General features: G+C 64.3%; 13 protein-coding genes, 1 other RNA gene and 2 pseudogenes. 14 read left to right on the top strand and 2 right to left on the bottom strand.

The features are described 5' to 3' along the window. Positions 1-20 precede the first annotated feature (20 nt). From miaB to H3U90_RS00430, 3 genes are read left to right on the top strand one after another with little or no spacing between them, the layout of a single operon-like run. Positions 21-1,439, top strand: a complete 1,419-nt coding sequence (gene miaB, locus H3U90_RS00440) for a tRNA (N6-isopentenyl adenosine(37)-C2)-methylthiotransferase MiaB (protein ID WP_232340545.1) — start codon at positions 21-23, stop codon at positions 1,437-1,439. Next, positions 1,426-2,430, top strand: a complete 1,005-nt coding sequence (gene miaA, locus H3U90_RS00435; RefSeq protein ID WP_198176592.1) for a tRNA (adenosine(37)-N6)-dimethylallyltransferase MiaA — start codon at positions 1,426-1,428, stop codon at positions 2,428-2,430. The genes miaB and miaA overlap by 14 nt, the downstream gene beginning before the upstream one ends. A gap of 34 nt (positions 2,431-2,464) precedes the next feature. Further along, positions 2,465-2,986 (top strand): MerR family transcriptional regulator, encoded by a 522-nt coding sequence (locus tag H3U90_RS00430; RefSeq protein WP_198176591.1) that lies wholly within the window; start codon positions 2,465-2,467, stop codon positions 2,984-2,986. Between the two features lie 38 nt (positions 2,987-3,024). Here H3U90_RS00430 and H3U90_RS00425 read toward each other — a convergent pair whose 3' ends face one another. Continuing rightward, a complete protein-coding gene (locus H3U90_RS00425) occupies positions 3,025-3,735 on the bottom strand; it encodes a Fic family protein (RefSeq protein WP_198176590.1) in 711 nt (236 codons plus the stop codon). A gap of 100 nt (positions 3,736-3,835) precedes the next feature. Between H3U90_RS00425 and H3U90_RS00420 the strand changes: the two genes are divergently transcribed. The 7 genes from H3U90_RS00420 to H3U90_RS00390 all read left to right on the top strand — a co-directional run bounded on the left by H3U90_RS00420 (position 3,836) and on the right by H3U90_RS00390 (position 11,275). Then, entirely contained in the window at positions 3,836-6,541 is a 2,706-nt protein-coding gene (locus tag H3U90_RS00420; RefSeq protein WP_198176589.1) for an FtsK/SpoIIIE family DNA translocase, read from the top strand. Positions 6,542-6,648: 107 nt separating this feature from the next. Next, positions 6,649-7,254, top strand: coding sequence for a CDP-diacylglycerol--glycerol-3-phosphate 3-phosphatidyltransferase (gene pgsA / locus H3U90_RS00415; protein WP_198176588.1), 606 nt, complete (start codon positions 6,649-6,651; stop codon positions 7,252-7,254). Continuing rightward, positions 7,251-7,820 (top strand): CinA family protein, encoded by a 570-nt coding sequence (locus H3U90_RS00410; RefSeq protein ID WP_198176587.1) that lies wholly within the window; start codon positions 7,251-7,253, stop codon positions 7,818-7,820. Before pgsA ends, H3U90_RS00410 begins: the two co-directional genes overlap by 4 nt. 165 nt (positions 7,821-7,985) lie before the next feature. Then, positions 7,986-8,504: a helix-turn-helix domain-containing protein gene (locus H3U90_RS00405; protein ID WP_372338668.1), complete on the top strand. Its 519-nt coding sequence runs from the start codon at positions 7,986-7,988 to the stop codon at positions 8,502-8,504. Between the two features lie 145 nt (positions 8,505-8,649). Next, the gene (locus H3U90_RS00400) at positions 8,650-8,883 is read left to right on the top strand and encodes a DUF3046 domain-containing protein (protein ID WP_024627845.1); all 234 of its coding nucleotides are present in this window, start codon (positions 8,650-8,652) and stop codon (positions 8,881-8,883) included. A 228-nt stretch (positions 8,884-9,111) separates the two neighbouring features. Beyond that, positions 9,112-10,266, top strand: a complete 1,155-nt coding sequence (gene recA, locus H3U90_RS00395) for a recombinase RecA (RefSeq protein ID WP_198176586.1) — start codon at positions 9,112-9,114, stop codon at positions 10,264-10,266. Between the two features lie 304 nt (positions 10,267-10,570). Beyond that, positions 10,571-11,275: a regulatory protein RecX gene (locus H3U90_RS00390; protein WP_198176585.1), complete on the top strand. Its 705-nt coding sequence runs from the start codon at positions 10,571-10,573 to the stop codon at positions 11,273-11,275. A 39-nt stretch (positions 11,276-11,314) separates the two neighbouring features. Here H3U90_RS00390 and rnpB read toward each other — a convergent pair. Further along, positions 11,315-11,692: RNase P RNA component class A (gene rnpB, locus H3U90_RS00385), an RNA gene on the bottom strand. 177 nt (positions 11,693-11,869) lie between these two features. On the opposite strand from rnpB, the gene hpf reads away from it, so the two are divergent. The 4 genes and pseudogenes from hpf (at position 11,870) to trpD (ending at position 17,043) form a co-directional block, all read left to right on the top strand. Continuing rightward, positions 11,870-12,544: a ribosome hibernation-promoting factor, HPF/YfiA family gene (hpf, locus tag H3U90_RS00380; protein ID WP_198176584.1), complete on the top strand. Its 675-nt coding sequence runs from the start codon at positions 11,870-11,872 to the stop codon at positions 12,542-12,544. A 225-nt stretch (positions 12,545-12,769) separates the two neighbouring features. After that, positions 12,770-15,278 (top strand): annotated as a pseudogene (gene secA, locus H3U90_RS00375) (preprotein translocase subunit SecA); the annotation flags it as partial. Between the two features lie 230 nt (positions 15,279-15,508). Next, positions 15,509-15,694 (top strand): annotated as a pseudogene (locus H3U90_RS08420) (SEC-C metal-binding domain-containing protein); the annotation flags it as partial. 248 nt (positions 15,695-15,942) lie between these two features. Continuing rightward, entirely contained in the window at positions 15,943-17,043 is a 1,101-nt protein-coding gene (gene trpD, locus H3U90_RS00370; RefSeq protein WP_198176582.1) for an anthranilate phosphoribosyltransferase, read from the top strand. Positions 17,044-17,097 lie beyond the last annotated feature (54 nt).

Raw genomic sequence — 17,097 nt, 5'->3', positions numbered from 1 at the left:
TGCGCATACAATCAGGGCTTATGGAAGCAGGCGAGGGCATGAGCGTGACCGCTCAGCGTAAGGACAGCAGGGGCGTCTACTATGTGCGGACCCTGGGCTGCCAGATGAACGAGCACGATTCCGAGCGGATCGCCGGGGTGCTCCGGGCCCAGGGCTACCAGCAGGCCACGCCCGAGCAGGTCCGCGCGCGCGAGGTGGACGTGATGGTGCTCAACACCTGCGCCGTGCGCGACAACGCCACCCAGCGCATGTACGGGACCATCGGGCGCTGGCACAGGTTCAAGCAGCACAAGCCCGACACGCGCATTGCCGTGGGCGGCTGCATGGCCCAGAAGGACCGGGAGCGGATTGTGAAGGCGGCGCCCTGGGTGGATGCGGTCTTCGGCACCAGGGACATCGGCTCGCTGCCCGGGCTTTTGGACAAGGCCCGCAAGGACGGGCGCCCCCAGGTGGGGGTGTCGCAGGAGCTGCGTGATCTGCCCGGGCGGCTGCCGGCGGTCAGGGCCTCGCGCTCACAGGCCTGGGTGTCCATATCGGTCGGCTGCAACAACACCTGCACCTTCTGCATCGTGCCCTCGGTGCGCGGGCGGGAGCGGGACCGGTCCATGGAAGACATCCTGCAGGAGGTTGAGGACTGCGTGCGCTCCGGGGTCCGCCAGGTGACCCTGCTGGGGCAGAACGTCAACTCCTACGGCTGGTCGACGGGGGACCGCTACGCCTTCGCCAGGCTTCTGCGCGCCTGCGGACGGGTGCCTGGGCTGGAGCGGATCCGCTTCACCTCGCCCCATCCGGCGGCCTTCACCGACGACGTGATCGCGGCCATGGCCGAGACGCCCACGGTCATGCACCAGCTGCACATGCCCCTGCAGTCGGGCTCCGACCGGATTCTGCGGGCCATGCGGCGCTCCTACCGGTCCCAGCGCTTTCTGCAGATACTGGACAAGGTGCGGGCCGCCATGCCCGATGCCCTGATCACCACCGACATCATCGTGGGCTTCCCCGGGGAGAGCGAGGAGGACTTCCAGGCCACCATGGACGTGGTGCGCCGGGCGCGCTTCTCGTCGGCCTTCATCTTTGAGTATTCTCCCAGGCCCGGCACGCCGGCCGCCCGCATGCCCCAGCTGCCCAAGGCCGTGGTCCAGGACCGGTTCGAGCGGCTACAGGCCCTGCAGGAGTCCATCACCATGGAGCATATGCAGGACTTCCTGGGCAAAGAGGTGGAGGTGCTGATCGGCGACGGGCACGGCCGTCACGACGGTAGCACCCATCGGGTGACCGGACATGAGCGTACCGGGGTGCTGGTCCACGTCGGCGTGCCCCGGGGGATGCCTGTGCCAAAGCCTGGGGACTTGGTCACCTGCACCGTCACTCAGGCAGGGCCCCACTATTTGATCGCTGACCCGGATCCCCGGGCGGGGCAGGTCTATGACATCCGCTGACCCCCGCATCGTCTCCATCGTGGGTCCCACAGCCTCGGGCAAGACCGCCCTGGGCGTGGCCCTGGCACAGGCTCTCCAGGCGCGCGGGCAGGAGGCTCATATCGTCAATGCCGATGCCTACCAGATGTACCGGGGGATGGATGTGGGCACGGCCAAGCCTTCGGCAGGGGAGCGGCAGGCGGTGGTCCACCACCTGATCGACATCATCGAGCCGGAGGAGGCCATGAGCGTGGCCCGCTTCCAGGCCATGGCCCGGTCCCTGATAGCCGACCTGCGGGCGCAGGGAATCCGGCCCATTCTCGTCGGCGGCTCCGGGCTCTATACCCGGGCGGTCATCGACGATCTGTCCTTCCCCGGCACCGACCCGGCGGTCAGGGCCAGGCTGGAGGAGCGGGCCCAAGAGGAAGGCCCCGGGCTGCTCTTTCGCCAGCTGCAGGAGCGGGACCCGGAGGCTGCGGCCCGGATGGATCCTCGGAATGTGCGGCGGACCGTGCGGGCTCTGGAGGTCATGGAGATTACCGGACGGCCCTATTCGGCCAGTCTGCCCCGGTACCGCTACCTCTTGCCCGCCCTGCAGCTGGGGCTGGACCTGCCCCGGGAGGAGCTGGACCGCAGAATCGACCGACGCACCCAGGCCATGCGGGACCAGGGGCTGGTCGATGAGGTGAGCGGGCTGCGCAACCGCCTGGGGACCACGGCTTCACGCGCCCTGGGCTATCAGCAGATTCTGGACTATTTGGACGGCCGCACCGACCTGGATGCCGCCTTCGAGCTGATAGCACAGAAGACCAAGCGCCTGGCCCGCAAGCAGATGGGCTGGTTCGGCCGCGATCCGCGCATCCACTGGCTGAATGCCCTGGCCCCGGACCTGGCCCAGCAGGCCCTGGACCTGGTGGACCAGGCCGACCAAGGCTGCTTCGACCAGGCGGACGCCCAGGCCGATCAGTCGGACCGGGGGAGGGTGACCAGACACCATCTGGGCGCGCTTTGACTTCAAGTACTTGAAGTTCCTAGGCTGGACGGGTATGACCACCATCACGCAGCCCCAGGCTGAAACCCAGACCGCCCAAACCCAGCCCGACCAGGAATCAGAGCCCTGGTACACCATCCGCCAGGCCTCGCTCATGTCGGGGATGCCGGAGACCACCCTGCGCTATTACGAGACCATCGGCATCATTCCGCCCATCGCCAGGGATCCCTCGAGCGGCCACCGCTGCTACAACCAGGAGGATCTGGACCTGCTGGAGACCATCTCCTGCCTGAGCGCCACGGGCATGTCCCTGGAACACATGCGGGAGTATCTGGGCAACCGCGCTGGGGGAGCCGAGGCCGCCGGACGGCAGATCGAACTCCTGGACGAACAGGGGCGGCGGCTGGACCAGCGGATGGCCGACCTGCAGGCGCGGAAGCGCTACGTGCAGCTCAAAATACAATACTGGGGTCACGTCCGCGACCACGACCAGGCCGGGGCGACAGAACTGATCAACCAGAGTGCCCGGATCATCGAGGCCGCCAAGCGCAGTGGCAACGAGCGGCTGGCAGGCTGAGGCTGCCGGGCTGAGGCTGCCGGGCTGAGGGTGTCGGCTCAGTGGGCTGGGCCCTGGTCCCATCCGGCGATCAGAAATATCCTGGTTGGGTTGACCGGGCGGACCATGCCTGCAATCAGGGTCTGCAGGTCGTCGGTGTTGCCCTGAAGCGCTTGCTGGAGGGCCCGGCGGTGGGCGGTCGGATCAGCCCGTCCCCAGTCCAGGTCCCAGCCGGCATCGTGGGACAGGCGTGAGAGGAAGATGCGCAGGGTCATGCCGTCGCAGTCGGCGAAGGGATGCAGGTAGGAGAGCTCATCATAGTAATGGGCCAGACGCTCCACGAAGACCGGACGGTCCAGGCTGGCCAGGTTGCGTTCGGCCGCCAGCTCCTGGCCGATGGCTGCCGCTCCCTGCTCCAGCATGGCCGCCGGGTACAGGTTGGTGTTGTCGTTTGGTTGAGGTCGGCGGAGCGCTCGCTCTTCCGGCAGGCCGGGCAGCAGCCGGCGGTGGATGGCCCGCAGCTCTGCAAGATCGCCCTCGGTCGCCCAAGGCCGCTGACAGACCAGGATGGTCCGCAGAAAGAGGGCATTCGTCAGGGCTTCCGCCTTGGCCTCCAAATGTCGGGCCTGGTCGGCCAGTGCCTCGGCCTGCCTTCTGCCTGTCATAAAGTCGCTGGCCGCCTGCAGGGCCGAAGGACTGGGCTGACGGTCATCCAGAAGCAGGTTGCGCAGGGCGAAGGCCACGGCGCTCTGACGTTCGGCTGGTGTCATGCCAACGATGCTAGCCCTGCCGGCCCCCGTCTGAAAGAGTTGTGCACACTGACCCGTCGGGCCTGATGCAGACCGGGGTTCTGGGTAGGCTGAAAGGGTTATGACACGTAAGCAGCAAGCAGACGCACGCGGTCGCGGCCGGACCACATCCAAGGAAAGCCAGGACCCGGAACCCTTCTGGCACAAGGCCTTGCTGGCCCTGCCCCGGGGCTTTGGATCCCTGGTACGTGCCGTGGCCGGCAAAAACGGTGACACCTCTGCCTACCGCAAGGACGGGCTCTGCTTCGTACTGGTCATTCTGGCCGTGCTTTTCTGCGCCAGTGAATGGTTCCGCGTGAACGGCTTCCTGGGACGGGGGCTGCACGCCCTGGCTGCGGGCGTTCTGGGGCTGTGCAGCATCATCCTGCCGGTGGTCCTGCTCTTCGCGGCCTTCCGGCTGGTCTGCTACACCGGGCGCGAGGCGGGCAACCTGCCTGTGGTGGGAGGCCTCATGGTGGTGCTCTGGTCGGTCTGCTCCATTCTTGACGTGCTCATGGCCTCGGATTATCGCGGCTTCGACATGAGGACCATCAGCGACTCAGGCGGCCTTCTGGGGTTCTTCCTGGGTTCGCCCCTGGCCTGGGGGCTGTCCAAGGTCTTCGCCGTCATCATCTTCGTCCTCGTGGCTATTTTTGGTCTCTTCATCACTTTCAGATTCCATATGAGCGACCTGGTTGCCTTGCTGCGCGGCAAGAGGACCCATGCCTCCGGCTCGGCTCCGGCGCAGACCGCTCCCAACGAGGTCAGGCTGGGGGATGACACCCTGCCTCTGGCGCCTGGCGTGCCCACCCACCAGGAGACGGATCAGGAGGATGCCAAGGACTCTGGAAGAGGCGGCGTGGCCGGCTGGTTCAGTCGCTTGCTGCATGGCCGCATCGGCAAGGACACGGACACCCATCTTGAGCGTTACGAGGCTGACGAGCCCTTCTCCCAGGCGGCCTCGCTGAAGGGAGCCGACCAGGGTGATCAGGGTGATCAGGTGCCCACGCAGAACATGCCCGCGGTGGAGGCCCCGGCCACGGCCGCCCTCCTGGATGCCAGGGAGCAGGCGCACCCCAAGGTGGATCCGGCCGCCCTGTCCGGCGTGGGGGCCTCGGATCCCTGGGCCGCTGCCGCCGCTGCGGCCGACACCGTGCAGATGGATGCCCAGCCCGCTCCGGAAGCAGGGAACCAGGCGGCCGGAGCCCAGGGTACAGGAGGTCAGACTGCCGGTGCGTCAGGTTCTTCAGACGACCGCCAGGTGGACGAGAGCCGGCCCTATGTGCTGCCCAGCACGGACCTGCTGGTCAAGGGCAAGCCCCACGCGGTCAGGACCTCGGCCAACGACGCGGTCATCAAGGCCCTGCAATCGACCTTCCAGCAGTTCGACGTGGATGCCAAGGTGGTCGGCTTCCTGCGCGGCCCCTCCGTCACCCAATACGAGGTGGAGCTGGGACCGGGCGTCAAGGTGGAGAAGGTCACCAACCTTCAGCGCAACATCGCCTACGCGGTGGCCAGCTCGGACGTGCGCATCCTGTCGCCCATTCCCGGCAAGTCGGCCATCGGCATCGAGATTCCCAACGTGGACCGCGAGATCGTCCACCTGGGCGACGTGCTGCGCTCCGACAAGGCCCAGCAGGACGACAACCCCATGATGACCGCCGTGGGCAAGGACGTGGAAGGCCACTATGTGACCGCCGACCTGACCAAGATGCCCCACCTGCTGGTGGCCGGCGCCACAGGTTCGGGCAAGTCCAGCTTCATCAACTCCATGCTGGTTTCGCTGATCATGCGGGCCACGCCGGAACAGGTCCGTCTGATCATGGTGGACCCCAAGCGCGTGGAGCTGAGCGCCTATGCCGGCATTCCCCACCTGCTCACGCCCATCATCACCGAACCCAAGAAGGCCGCCCAGGCCCTGGAATGGGTGGTCAAGGAGATGGACTCCCGCTACGACGACCTGCAGTTCTTCGGATTCCGGCACATCAAGGACTTCAACAAGGCCGTGCGCGAGGGCAAGGTCCACGCCCCCGCCGGCTCCAACCGCAAGGTGGCCCCTTATCCCTACTTGGTCGTTGTGGTCGACGAGATGGCCGATCTGATGATGGTGGCCAAGAACGACGTGGAGAGCTCCATTCAGCGAATCACCCAGCTGGCGCGTGCCGCCGGCGTCCACCTGGTCCTGGCCACCCAGCGGCCCTCGGTGGATGTGGTCACCGGCCTGATCAAGGCCAACATCCCCTCCAGGCTGGCATTCGCCACATCGTCCTCAACGGATTCCCGGGTCATTCTGGATGCCACCGGCGCCGAGACCCTGATCGGCCAGGGCGACGCCCTCTTCCTGCCCATGGGCCAGGCCAAACCCACCCGCGTCCAGGGCGCCTGGGTCTCCGAGTCCGAGATCCGCAAGGCGGTGGATTATGTGCGCACCCAACGCAAGCCCCACTACCGTGAGGACATCGAGCAGATGGCCGACAAGGCCGACCACAAGAACGAGATCCAGGAGGAGATCGGCGACGACATGGACGAGCTGCTCCAGGCGGCCGAGCTGGTGGTGACCACCCAGTTCGGATCCACCTCCATGCTCCAGCGCAAGCTGCGTGTGGGCTTCGCCAGGGCAGGGAGGCTGATGGACCTGCTGGAGTCGAGGGGAATTGTGGGGCCGTCGGAGGGTTCCAAGGCCCGCGAGGTGCTCATCCAGCCGCCGCAGCTGCAGCAGGCCCTGGCCTTCATCCGAGGCGACGCCACCTCCATGGATCCCGCCCCGGATGAGCAAGCGCAGGGCTGAACATCGGCCCAAAAAGCTGGGCCTGGTCTACCGTTATGATGAAACTGCCGCCCGGCATCTCTTGTTGGACGGCCCGAGCGCACGAGTATCGCGTATAAGGAGTGGCAATGCAGGAGCATGCCGAGTCAGAGACCGGTCGTGAGAGGCGCAGACTTCTCGAAGGATGGAATTCACCCCCAAACCTGGTCACCTACACCCGTATCCTCCTGGTCCTGGTCTTCATCGCCCTGGATCTGATGGCTGGTCCCTGGGGCGAACGCAGGCCTGGCATGCGTTGGACCGCCGCCGTGCTCTTCGTCCTCGCCGCCTCGACCGATAAGCTGGACGGGTGGCTGGCCCGCCGGTACAACCAGGTGACCGAGCTGGGCAAGCTCATGGACCCCATCGCCGACAAGCTGCTGATCTGCTCGGCGCTGATTGTGGCCTCCGTCTTCGGCGAGCTCTGGTGGTGGGTCACCGTGCTCTTCCTGGTGAGGGAACTGGGCATCACCCTGCTGCGGGTCCTGGTCATCAACAAGCAGGGCCGGGTCATCGCCGCCTCCCAGGCTGGCAAGTACAAGACCTTGTTTGAGTGCATCGGCCTGGGCATGCTCATGGTGCCTCTGTCGACGGTCTGGCCCTGGTACCTGGTGGCCACCCGCGTGGTCATCCTGGTGGCCCTGGCCCTCTGCCTCTACTCGGGAGCGGAATACGTGATGGGGATGCGGCGATGATCGGCAAGAGCGTGCAGGGCCGTTGCGACGACCTGGCTGGACGGATCATCGACACCTGCCGTGATTCGGGCCTGTTCCTGGCCGCCGCCGAATCGCTGACCGGGGGACTGCTGGCCGATGCCTTCGTCAGGATCCCCGGGGCCTCAGACGTTTTCCTTGGGTCGGCCGTCACCTACGACATCGCTGCCAAGGCCGCCATCCTCAAAGTGGACCAGGATCTGCTGGCCACCCAGGGCGCGGTCCATCCAAGGGTCGCCCAGGAGATGGCGGAGGGCACGGCCAGGCTCTACACCAGGCCGGGGCACGAGGACACGGTCATCGGCATGGCCACGACGGGCGTGGCTGGTCCGGGCCCTGACGGGGACGATCCTGCCGGATTGGTCTATATCGGTCTGGCCCTGCCTGTTCGTGTGCTGGGTCGACGTATAGAGACCGGCCTTCAGTCCCATGCCTACCGCACCTATGCCTATGAGCTGCATCTCGACGGCGATCGCGAACAGGTGCGCCGGGGTACGGTCATGCGGATTCTGGACCAGCTGGATCGGGCCCTGCACTCGCTCGGCTGACGGCCTGATGCGGTGAGTCGCTTCTACTAACCGCTGTCGGCCTTGCGCATACGTGACCTTGGTCACAAAGCAGGCCTTTCGGGTTCCTCCCCTGGAATAATCCAGCGGCCTGTCTGTTGGTCACTGTGTAAGAAGTTGAACACGATAATGGCGAAAGGGGCTGCTATGGCCAGCACCGAGACCGTGATGACTCGAACCAACGATACCTATGATGTCAAGCCGGCCGCACCCGGAGTGGAGCGCAACGCGCGGGTTCGTGATCTGACTCCCGCCCAGCGTCGTGCCGTCGTCTTCGCCCAGCAGCAGGTGATTCGTGCCAAGGCCGCCAAGAAGGCCAAGGAGGAGCGCCAGGCCAACCTGAACAAGATGTGGATGGAGGAGGACGGCATGGAAGCCAGCCGTCAGCGGGCAGCCTCCAACAACGACGGCCGGGCCGTCACCCATACCGTCTCCCTGCGCGAGGCCCTGGGCCACGTGCTGCGCGAGCTGAGGACCAACGATCACAAGACCCTGCGTGAGGTCAGCGAGAAGGCCGGTGTGTCCCTGGGCTACCTGTCCGAGGTGGAACGCGGCCAGAAGGAGGCCAGCTCCGAACTGCTGAGCTCCATCGCCGACGCGCTGGGCCTGGGTGTGCCGCAGACCCTGCGGATGGTGGCGGACTACCTGGAGTCCACTCAGGAGTAAGCATGTCAGGTTCCGCCGGTTGAATCGGCGGACCGTTCTTGAGGGCGTCCGGTTCTGAGGAACCAGGCGCCCTCTTCTGCTGACTGTCGGTTGCTACCGTAGAAGGGGTGTGACAGGGTGGGTCTTGGACGAAAGGTGATGTCGGGTGCGTGAACGGGAATTCTGGCAGCTGCTGGAGGAGGTCTTCGGCCGGGTCTACGGACGCAGTCTGGCCCGTGACCAGAGGCTGACCGCCCTGGATGCCATGACCGTAATAGAGGCCCTGGATGCGGGTGTGGAGCCGCGCGTGGTCTGGAATGTGCTCTGCGATCAGATGGAGATTCCCGACTCCCGGCGCTGGGGGAAGGACCACAATGCGCCGCCCCTGCCGGCAGCCTGATCGGCGGGTTTTATCCTCCGCGAATTTATTGCCCATTCCAGGTGATTTTCGAACATTTGTTCGCATAGTCGGGTATACTGATACCCATGGTCCGGTGACCATCGGCACGTTCGACCACATCGGGCGCCGGGACCGCAGACGGGTTCCGACGGCGGATAGGCTGTCAATCGTGAGGTCGTCAATCAGGATGTCGTCATCGTGAGGTCGGTTACGAAGAAGGAGAGCCATATGGCACGTCAGAGCAACAGTGGCAAGGCGAAGAAGGAAGAGGAGGGCGGGATTGATCCCCGTCGCCAGGCAGCCTTGAACACGGCCCTCGCGCAGGTGGAGAAGAGCTTTGGCAAGGGTTCGGCCATGCGTCTGGGCGACAAGCCCGCCCAGGACGTGGAGGTCATTCCCACCGGGTCCCTGGCCTTGGACATGGCCCTGGGCATCGGCGGACTGCCCCGCGGCCGCATCGTCGAGATCTACGGTCCCGAATCCTCGGGCAAGACCACCCTGGCCCTGCATGCGGTGGCCAATGCACAGGCCGGTGGTGGAGTGGCTGCCTTCATCGATGCTGAGCACGCTCTGGATCCCGAGTACGCCAAGAAACTGGGCGTGGACACGGACTCCCTGATCGTCTCCCAGCCGGATAACGGCGAGCAGGCGCTGGAGATCGCCGATATGCTGATCAGGTCGGGCGCCCTGGATGTCATCGTCATCGACTCGGTGGCCGCCCTGGTGCCCAAGGCCGAGATCGAGGGTGACATGGGCGACAGCCACGTGGGTCTGCAGGCCCGTCTGATGAGCCAGGCCCTGCGCAAGATGACCGGTGCCCTGTCCCAGGCCAACACCACGGCCATCTTCATCAACCAGCTCAGGGAGAAGATCGGCGTCTTCTTCGGCAGCCCGGAGACCACCACCGGCGGCAAGGCCCTGAAATTCTACGCTTCGGTCCGCTTGGACATCCGCCGTATCCAGACCCTGAAGAACGGCGACGAGGCGGTGGGCAACCGCACCAAGGTCAAGGTGGTCAAGAACAAGATGGCCCCGCCCTTCAAGGTGGCCGAATTCGACATCCTCTACGGGGAGGGCATCTCCAAGGAGGGTTCGGTTCTGGACATGGCCCTGCAGACCAACATTGTCAAGAAGTCGGGCTCCTGGTTCACCTACGAGGGCGATCAGCTGGGTCAGGGCAGGGAGAACGTCCGTCAGTTCCTCAAGGACAACCCCGGCTTGACCAAGGAGATTGAAGATAAGGTCAAGGTTGCCTTCGGCCTTATTCCTGCTCCCTCCGAGGACGGCAAGGCCGATCAGGCTGATGCTGGCCAAGACAGCAAGGAAGACGAATCGGCTTCTGTCGACGTCAACAGCACTGTGCCCACTGCCCAGGCTGCATGACCCGATGATCTCGGCCGAGGACTTCCTCAAGGAAAATCCGGTCCGACTGGCGCAGACCGAGGATCCTGCCGACTCCAGCGCAGAGTCGGTGGATTCTCGGCCGGACCGGTTCCAAGCAGAACCTGCGGGTGCGTCTGCTCCAGCCGACTCGAGAGGGTCAGTGAGTATTGGAACGGCTTTTGATTCCGCTACTGATTCGCGGTCTGCCTCAGGCTCTCCGCATACCTTAACCTCTCGGCCCACTACGGATGTTCGCCCAGCTGCTATCCAGAAGGATGGCAGCTACAAGGAAGACAGCCGCCCGGTGCAGGCCGCTGCCCTGGGTCTGGGACATGGCGCTAGGTTCGGAGGCAGTCTGGAAGATATTGACAGTCATGCCAATGCTGATATGGGTGAGGATTCCTTGGCAGGTTGCCATTCCCATGGTCGCCGTTCTGCCCGGGGTTCCGACAGAAGGACCCGCCGCCGTGGCCGTCGTCCACGTGCTGGCGGCTTTGGCGGAGGTTCCGCGCCTGCAGCCCCTCGAGCGGATGCGGATGATGCGGATGCTTGCCGGGAGTCTGCCCTGACCCTGCTGGATGCATCGGCCCGTTCCAGCGGAGCCCTGGCCCGTCGTCTGGTCGACAAGGGGTTTGACACGAACGTGGTCGATCAGGTGATCGATCGGTTGACCAAGCTGGGCCTGGTAGATGACCAGGCCTATGCCCAGGATCTGCTGCGTTCCTGCCTGCATCGCACCATGGGGGAGCGCGGCGTGCTCTCGGAGATGACCCGTAAGGGACTGGATCCGGGACTGGCTGCACAGGTGGTGGCCCAAGCCTCTCGTGAGGGACTCTTCGTAGACTCCGCCTACGAGCTCGGTCGCAAGGTGGCCCGCAAGACAGCCGGACTGGATATCAAGGTGCGCAAACGGCGATTCTGGAGTGCTGGATCCCGCAAGGGCCACTCTCCCGGCCTCCTCAACCAGGTGGCAGCAGACCTTTTCGTCTCTGACGACCCTCTCGATTGAGCCGATCGCTGTCAAGGAACCACGTGATAAAGGGGAAGAAAATGAGACCTCTCATATACCCCGGGTTCTGTCATCGACCGGATGAAAATCCGGACGACGGATGGCCATCCATCTCGACCTGACGTTGCCGCCAGGCTCTAGCGGCCTACCCGAAGGCGGGACGAGCAGCCCCTGAATGCCTTCTGCTTGGCCTTGCTCCCGATGAGGCTTGCCATGCGGTCGGCGTTACCGTCGACCCGGTGGTCTCTTACACCGCCGTTTCACCCTTGCCCGCCTTTACCAGGCGAGCGGTCTGTTCTCTGTTGCGCTATCTCTCAGGTCGCCCTGGGCGGACGTTATCCGCCATCGTGCTCTGTGGAGCCCGGAAGTTCCTCAGCCCTTCCCAGGAGGAGGGGCCGCGGCCATCCGAGAGGTCTCGGGGATACAGCATAGCGGAACTGAACGACCTGACCAGCGGATAGGAACCCGCTCTGGCCTCAAGCTCAATCAGTGAGTCAGCCCTGCTCTTCGGATACAATCGGAAGCACAGTCGATGGTGACCAAGTCCGCCATCGCACAAGCGGTTCATCCGCTCACGAGTGCAAGGAGATTCCCATGGAGATCGTCATTACCGGTCGACATACCCAAATCAAGCAGCGGTTCCGCGATGTTGTGGACAGCAAGATGAACAGGGTGACGGCCATCGCCCCCGATGCCCAGCGCATCCAGGTCGTTCTGACACATGAAGGCAATCCCCGCCAGGCTGACAGCGCCAAGAGGGTGGAGCTCACGGTCCAGGCCGGCAAAACCGTAATCCGCGCCGAGGCTTCCAGCGCCGACGAGTTCAGTGCACTGGATATGGCCTTGGACAAGTTGACCCAGCGTCTGCGCCGGGTCCGCGACCGCCGCAAGGACCACCGCCGTGGACTGGAGCATCCGCCCCTGCCCGCCGATTTGCTCGTGGATGAGCAGGCAGGCGATGAGGGCGATCAGGGCCAGGAGTCCAACCCGGACAACAGCGCCCAGAGCGCCGTGGCTTCGGACCTGGCACCGGGTCAGTCGGTCGAAGTGCAGGTGGGAGACACCCCCATCGTCATCCGCCGCAAGCTGCACATCGCAGAGCCCATGAGCATCGACGAGGCCCTCTACGAGATGGAGCTGATCGGCCACGACTTCTTCCTCTTCGTCAACAAGGAGACCCAGCGGCCGTCGGTGGTCTACCGTCGGCACGGTTGGAGCTACGGCGTCTTCGAGATCGATACGCCTGAGCATGTGGGCCAGAAGAAGTAACAGTAAAACGGATATTGAACTGCGGGGCGATTCCCCGGCGGCAGGTTGGCCTGGCCTCCGGAGGATTGCCCTCTTCAATGCCCGGTCCGGCTGCCAAGGCCGCAGTCGGGTCTGCGGAACCATCGGTTTCGAGAAAATCGGTGCATTCGCGTAAGATAATCAAGGTCTGGGCCTACGTCAGCTGAGGGCGTGCTAGGGCCATAAAAGAACGGTAGGGAGCGCAACGTGGTAGTAGTCTTGGACAAGGTCCTCCGTATGGGCGAGGGTCGTCAGATTCGCAAGCTTCAGGGGGTGGCCAAGGCGACCAACGCCTTCGAGGATCAGATCTCGGCCATGAGCGACGAGGAACTCAAGGGTCAGACGCCTAAGTTCAAGCAGCGACTTGAGAACGGCGAATCTCTCGATTCCCTGATGCCAGAGGCCTTTGCCACGGTTCGCGAGGTTTCCAAGCGCACCCTGGGCCAGCGGCACTTTGACGTCCAGCTGATGGGCGGCGCGGCCCTGCACTGGGGCAACATCGCCGAGATGAAGACCGGCGAGGGCAAGACCCTGGTGGCCACCCTGCCCAGCTATCTGAATGCCCTGGAGGGCAAGGGCGTGCATGTGGTCACGGTCAACGACTACCTGGCCTCCTACCAGAGCGAGCTCATGGGACGCATCTTCCGCTTCCTGGGCATGAGCGTGGGCTGCATCATCACCGACCAGCGTCCTGCCGAGCGCCGCAAGCAGTACCAGGCGGACATCACCTACGGCACCAACAACGAATTCGGCTTCGACTACCTGCGCGACAACATGGCCTGGGACAAGGACGAGCTGGTCCAGCGTGGCCACCACTTCGCCATCGTGGACGAGGTGGACTCCATCCTGATCGACGAGGCACGAACTCCTCTGATCATCTCCGGACCCGCTGAGGGCGACGTGACCCGATGGTACAGGCAGTTCGCCAAGCTGGTCCCCAGGCTCACCAGGGATGAGGACTACGAGGTCGACGAGAAGAAGAAGGTCGTCGGCATCCTGGATCCCGGCATCACCAAGGTGGAGGATTACCTGGGCATCGACAACCTCTACGAGCCCGCTAACACCGCCCTTATTGGATACCTGAACAACGCCATCAAGGCCAAGGAGCTCTTCCTGCGCGACCGCGACTACGTGGTCCAGAACGGCGAGGTCCTGATTGTGGACGAGCATACCGGTCGTCTGCTCAAGGGTCGCCGCTACAACGAGGGCCTCCACCAGGCCATCGAGGCCAAGGAGGGTGTGGAGATCAAGGCCGAGAACCAGACCTTCGCCACCATCACCCTGCAGAATTACTTCCGCATGTATGACAAGCTGGCGGGCATGACCGGAACGGCCGAGACCGAGGCCGCCGAGTTCATGAACACCTACAAGCTGGGCGTGCTGCCCATTCCCACCAACAAGCCCATGATCCGCAAGGATCAGCCGGATCTGATCTACCGCACCAAGAAGGAGAAGCTGACTGCCATCGTCCGCGATGTGGCCAAGCGGCATGCCAAGGGCCAGCCCATCCTGCTGGGCACCGCCTCGGTGGAGTCCTCCGAGGTGGTCTCCTCCCTGCTGGACGTGGCCGGCATCGACCACCAGGTCCTCAACGCCAAGCAGCATGCGCGTGAGGCTGCGGTCGTGGCCGTGGCAGGGCGCAAGGGGGCCGTGACCGTGGCCACCAACATGGCCGGGCGTGGCACCGACATCATGCTGGGCGGGAATGTGGAGTTCCTCGCCGATCAGAAGCTCAAGGAGCAGGGTTACTCCTCCGACGACACTCCTGAGGAGTATGAGAAGCGCTGGCCAAAGATGCTGGACTCCGTCAAGGAGCAGGTCAAGGACGAGCACGAGGAGGTCGTCAAGCTGGGAGGCCTGTACGTACTGGGCACCGAGCGGCACGAATCCCGCCGTATCGACAACCAGTTGCGCGGCCGTTCAGGCCGTCAGGGCGATCCCGGCGAGTCCAGGTTCTACCTGAGCCTGGAGGACGACCTGATGCGTCTGTTCAATTCTCAGCTGGTGGCTCGGATGATGTCCTCCAAGAGCATGCCGGAGGGGGAGCCCATCGAGTCCAAGACCGTCACCAAGGGCGTGCGCAACGCACAGAAGTCCGTCGAATCCCGCAACTATGAGATTCGCAAGAACGTGTTGAAGTACGACGACGTGATGAACAAGCAGCGTCAGGTCATCTACGGTGAGCGTCAGGCGGTGCTCAAGGGCGAGGACATCCACAAGGACATCCTCCGCTTCATCAGCGAGACCATCACCTCATACATCCGGGGTGCACAGAAGGGCTCGGACAAGCCCGAGGACTGGGATGCCGACGGGCTTTGGAAGGCGCTGGCCTCCGTCTACCCGGTCAGTCTTGACCAGGATGAGACCATGGACTCCCTGGAGGGTCTGAAGGGTGACAAGGCCGTCAAGGCTCTGGCGGACAAGTTGGTGGAGGATGCCGATTCCATCTACCAGCAGCGTGAGGACGAGCTGGGCGAGAAGGGCTCCAGGCAGCTGGAGCGCCAGGTGGTCCTCTCCGTCCTGGACAGCAAGTGGCGTGAGCACCTCTACGAGATGGACTACCTGAAGGACGGCATCGGCCTGCGCGGCATGGGTCAGCGTGACCCCCTGGTCGAGTACCAGCGCGAGGGCTACCAGATGTACAACTCCATGATCGACGCCATCAAGGAGCAGACCGTGCAGCTGCTCTTCAACGTGGACCTCAAGCAGATCGCGGCCAGCCAGGAGAACGAGCGGAGGGCCCGCGAGGAGCGCAAGGAGAACGAGGAGAGCCAGTCCGAGCCGGTCAACTACCAGGCGCCTGAAGAGCCTGATGCCGAGGACGAGACCACCGACATCGACGAGACTGCCGAGGAACATGACGAGGGTGCTCCGGCTGGCAGCATCCAGGAGGATTCAGAGGAGGATGCCTCTGAGGATGCCGCTGACGAGGGTGCTCCGGCCCCGGTCGGGCCTGCCCCTATCAGCCATGCCGAGGGCAAGGTCCCTGCCAACAAGAGGCCCAAGGCCGTAGAGGATCACTCGCCTTGGTCTGATGGCCGCACCTTCCCGGGCACGCCGCGCAACGCCCCCTGCCCCTGTGGTTCCGGACGCAAGTACAAGATGTGCCACGGCCAGAACGAGAAGAAATGACAGGTTCGCATAATCACTAGAGGCTTCTGCAGATAAGGTTGCCGATACATTTAGGGTTGCCGATCTGACTGACGGCCATCGCTCACCAGGGCGGTGGCCGTTTCCATATATTGGATTGCCTACTTTCATATATTGGTAGCAAAGTGACCAGAATATGGGATTGCCTTGTGCAGGGGAGGGGCAGGGCAGTAAACCTAGAGCAAACAGCGGGGCATCCAGCCCCGCTTCTTCAAAGGAAAAGAGTCATCATGCGGCCACTTAGCTGGAAATCCGTCCTGAACTCCTTGGTGTCCGGTCGACACCTGAGCGCGGATGAGGCCGAGTGGTGCATGAACGATTTGATGGACGGGCATGCCGACCCTGTCCAGGTGGGAGCCGCCCTGTCCATGCAGTCCGCCCTGGGACTGACCAGCCCGGAGGTCGAGGGGGCTGCCAAGGCCATGGTGGGCCATGCGGTGCCGCTGAAGGTCAGCGGCGACGTGACCGACATCGTCGGCACCGGCGGCGATGGGGCAGCGACGGTCAACCTGTCTACGATGGGTGCCATCGTGGCTGCGGCTGCGGGGGTCAGGATTGTCAAGCACGGCAACCGGGCCGCATCCAGCAAGAGCGGCACTGCCGACTGTCTGGAACAGCTGGGTCTTCCCCTGGATCTGCCGCCCAAGGAGGTGGCTGCCATGGCGGATCGCTACGGCATCACCTTCGTCTTCGCCAAGACCTTCCACCCCGCCATGCGGTTTGCAGGGCCTGTCCGCTCGTCGCTGGGTATTCCGACCGTCTTCAACCTGCTGGGACCCCTGACCAACCCGGTCAACCCGCGATATGTGGCCATCGGATGCGCCCAGCGCCAACTGAGCCCCATGATGGCCCAGGTCTATGCCTCTCGCGGTCAGGAGGGCATGGTCTACACCTCGGTCGAAGGCCTTGACGAGATGGCCCCGACCGGCCCGGTCTCCATCTGGGAGATCCACCAGGGCAAGGTGGAGGAGCGAACCTTCGACCCGACTCGCGAACTGGGTCTCGACCCGGTCAATCCGGAAGACCTACGCGGTGGCGATCCCGCCTTCAACGCCAGCGTCGTCAGGGACTTCCTGGCCGGCAAGTCGGTTCCTTCGCGTTCCACGGCCCTGCTCAATGCGGCCTCGGCCATCGTGGCCGACGGCACACAGATCGATGCCGGTCCCGAGGCCGACCTGAGCGTGCGGTTTGCCCAGGCCTACCAACTGGCTACCCAGGTTGTGGACCAGGGGAGGGCGGCCGACCTGCTGGCAGCCTGGATCCACGGAGCCCAGGAAGCGCAGTCCCGCTGCCGGCAAGAGGAACGGACACGCCGTCCTGTCCTGGTCTAGGTTCGCGGCTGCCAAACCTGTTCGGACCCCGCTGGCTGATGTTCCTGCCAGTGG

Source organism: Bifidobacterium sp. W8103, assembly GCF_016100775.1.
In the GTDB taxonomy this organism is placed as follows: domain Bacteria; phylum Actinomycetota; class Actinomycetes; order Actinomycetales; family Bifidobacteriaceae; genus Bombiscardovia; species Bombiscardovia choladohabitans.
This window is presented reverse-complemented; position numbering and strand designations above follow the sequence as displayed.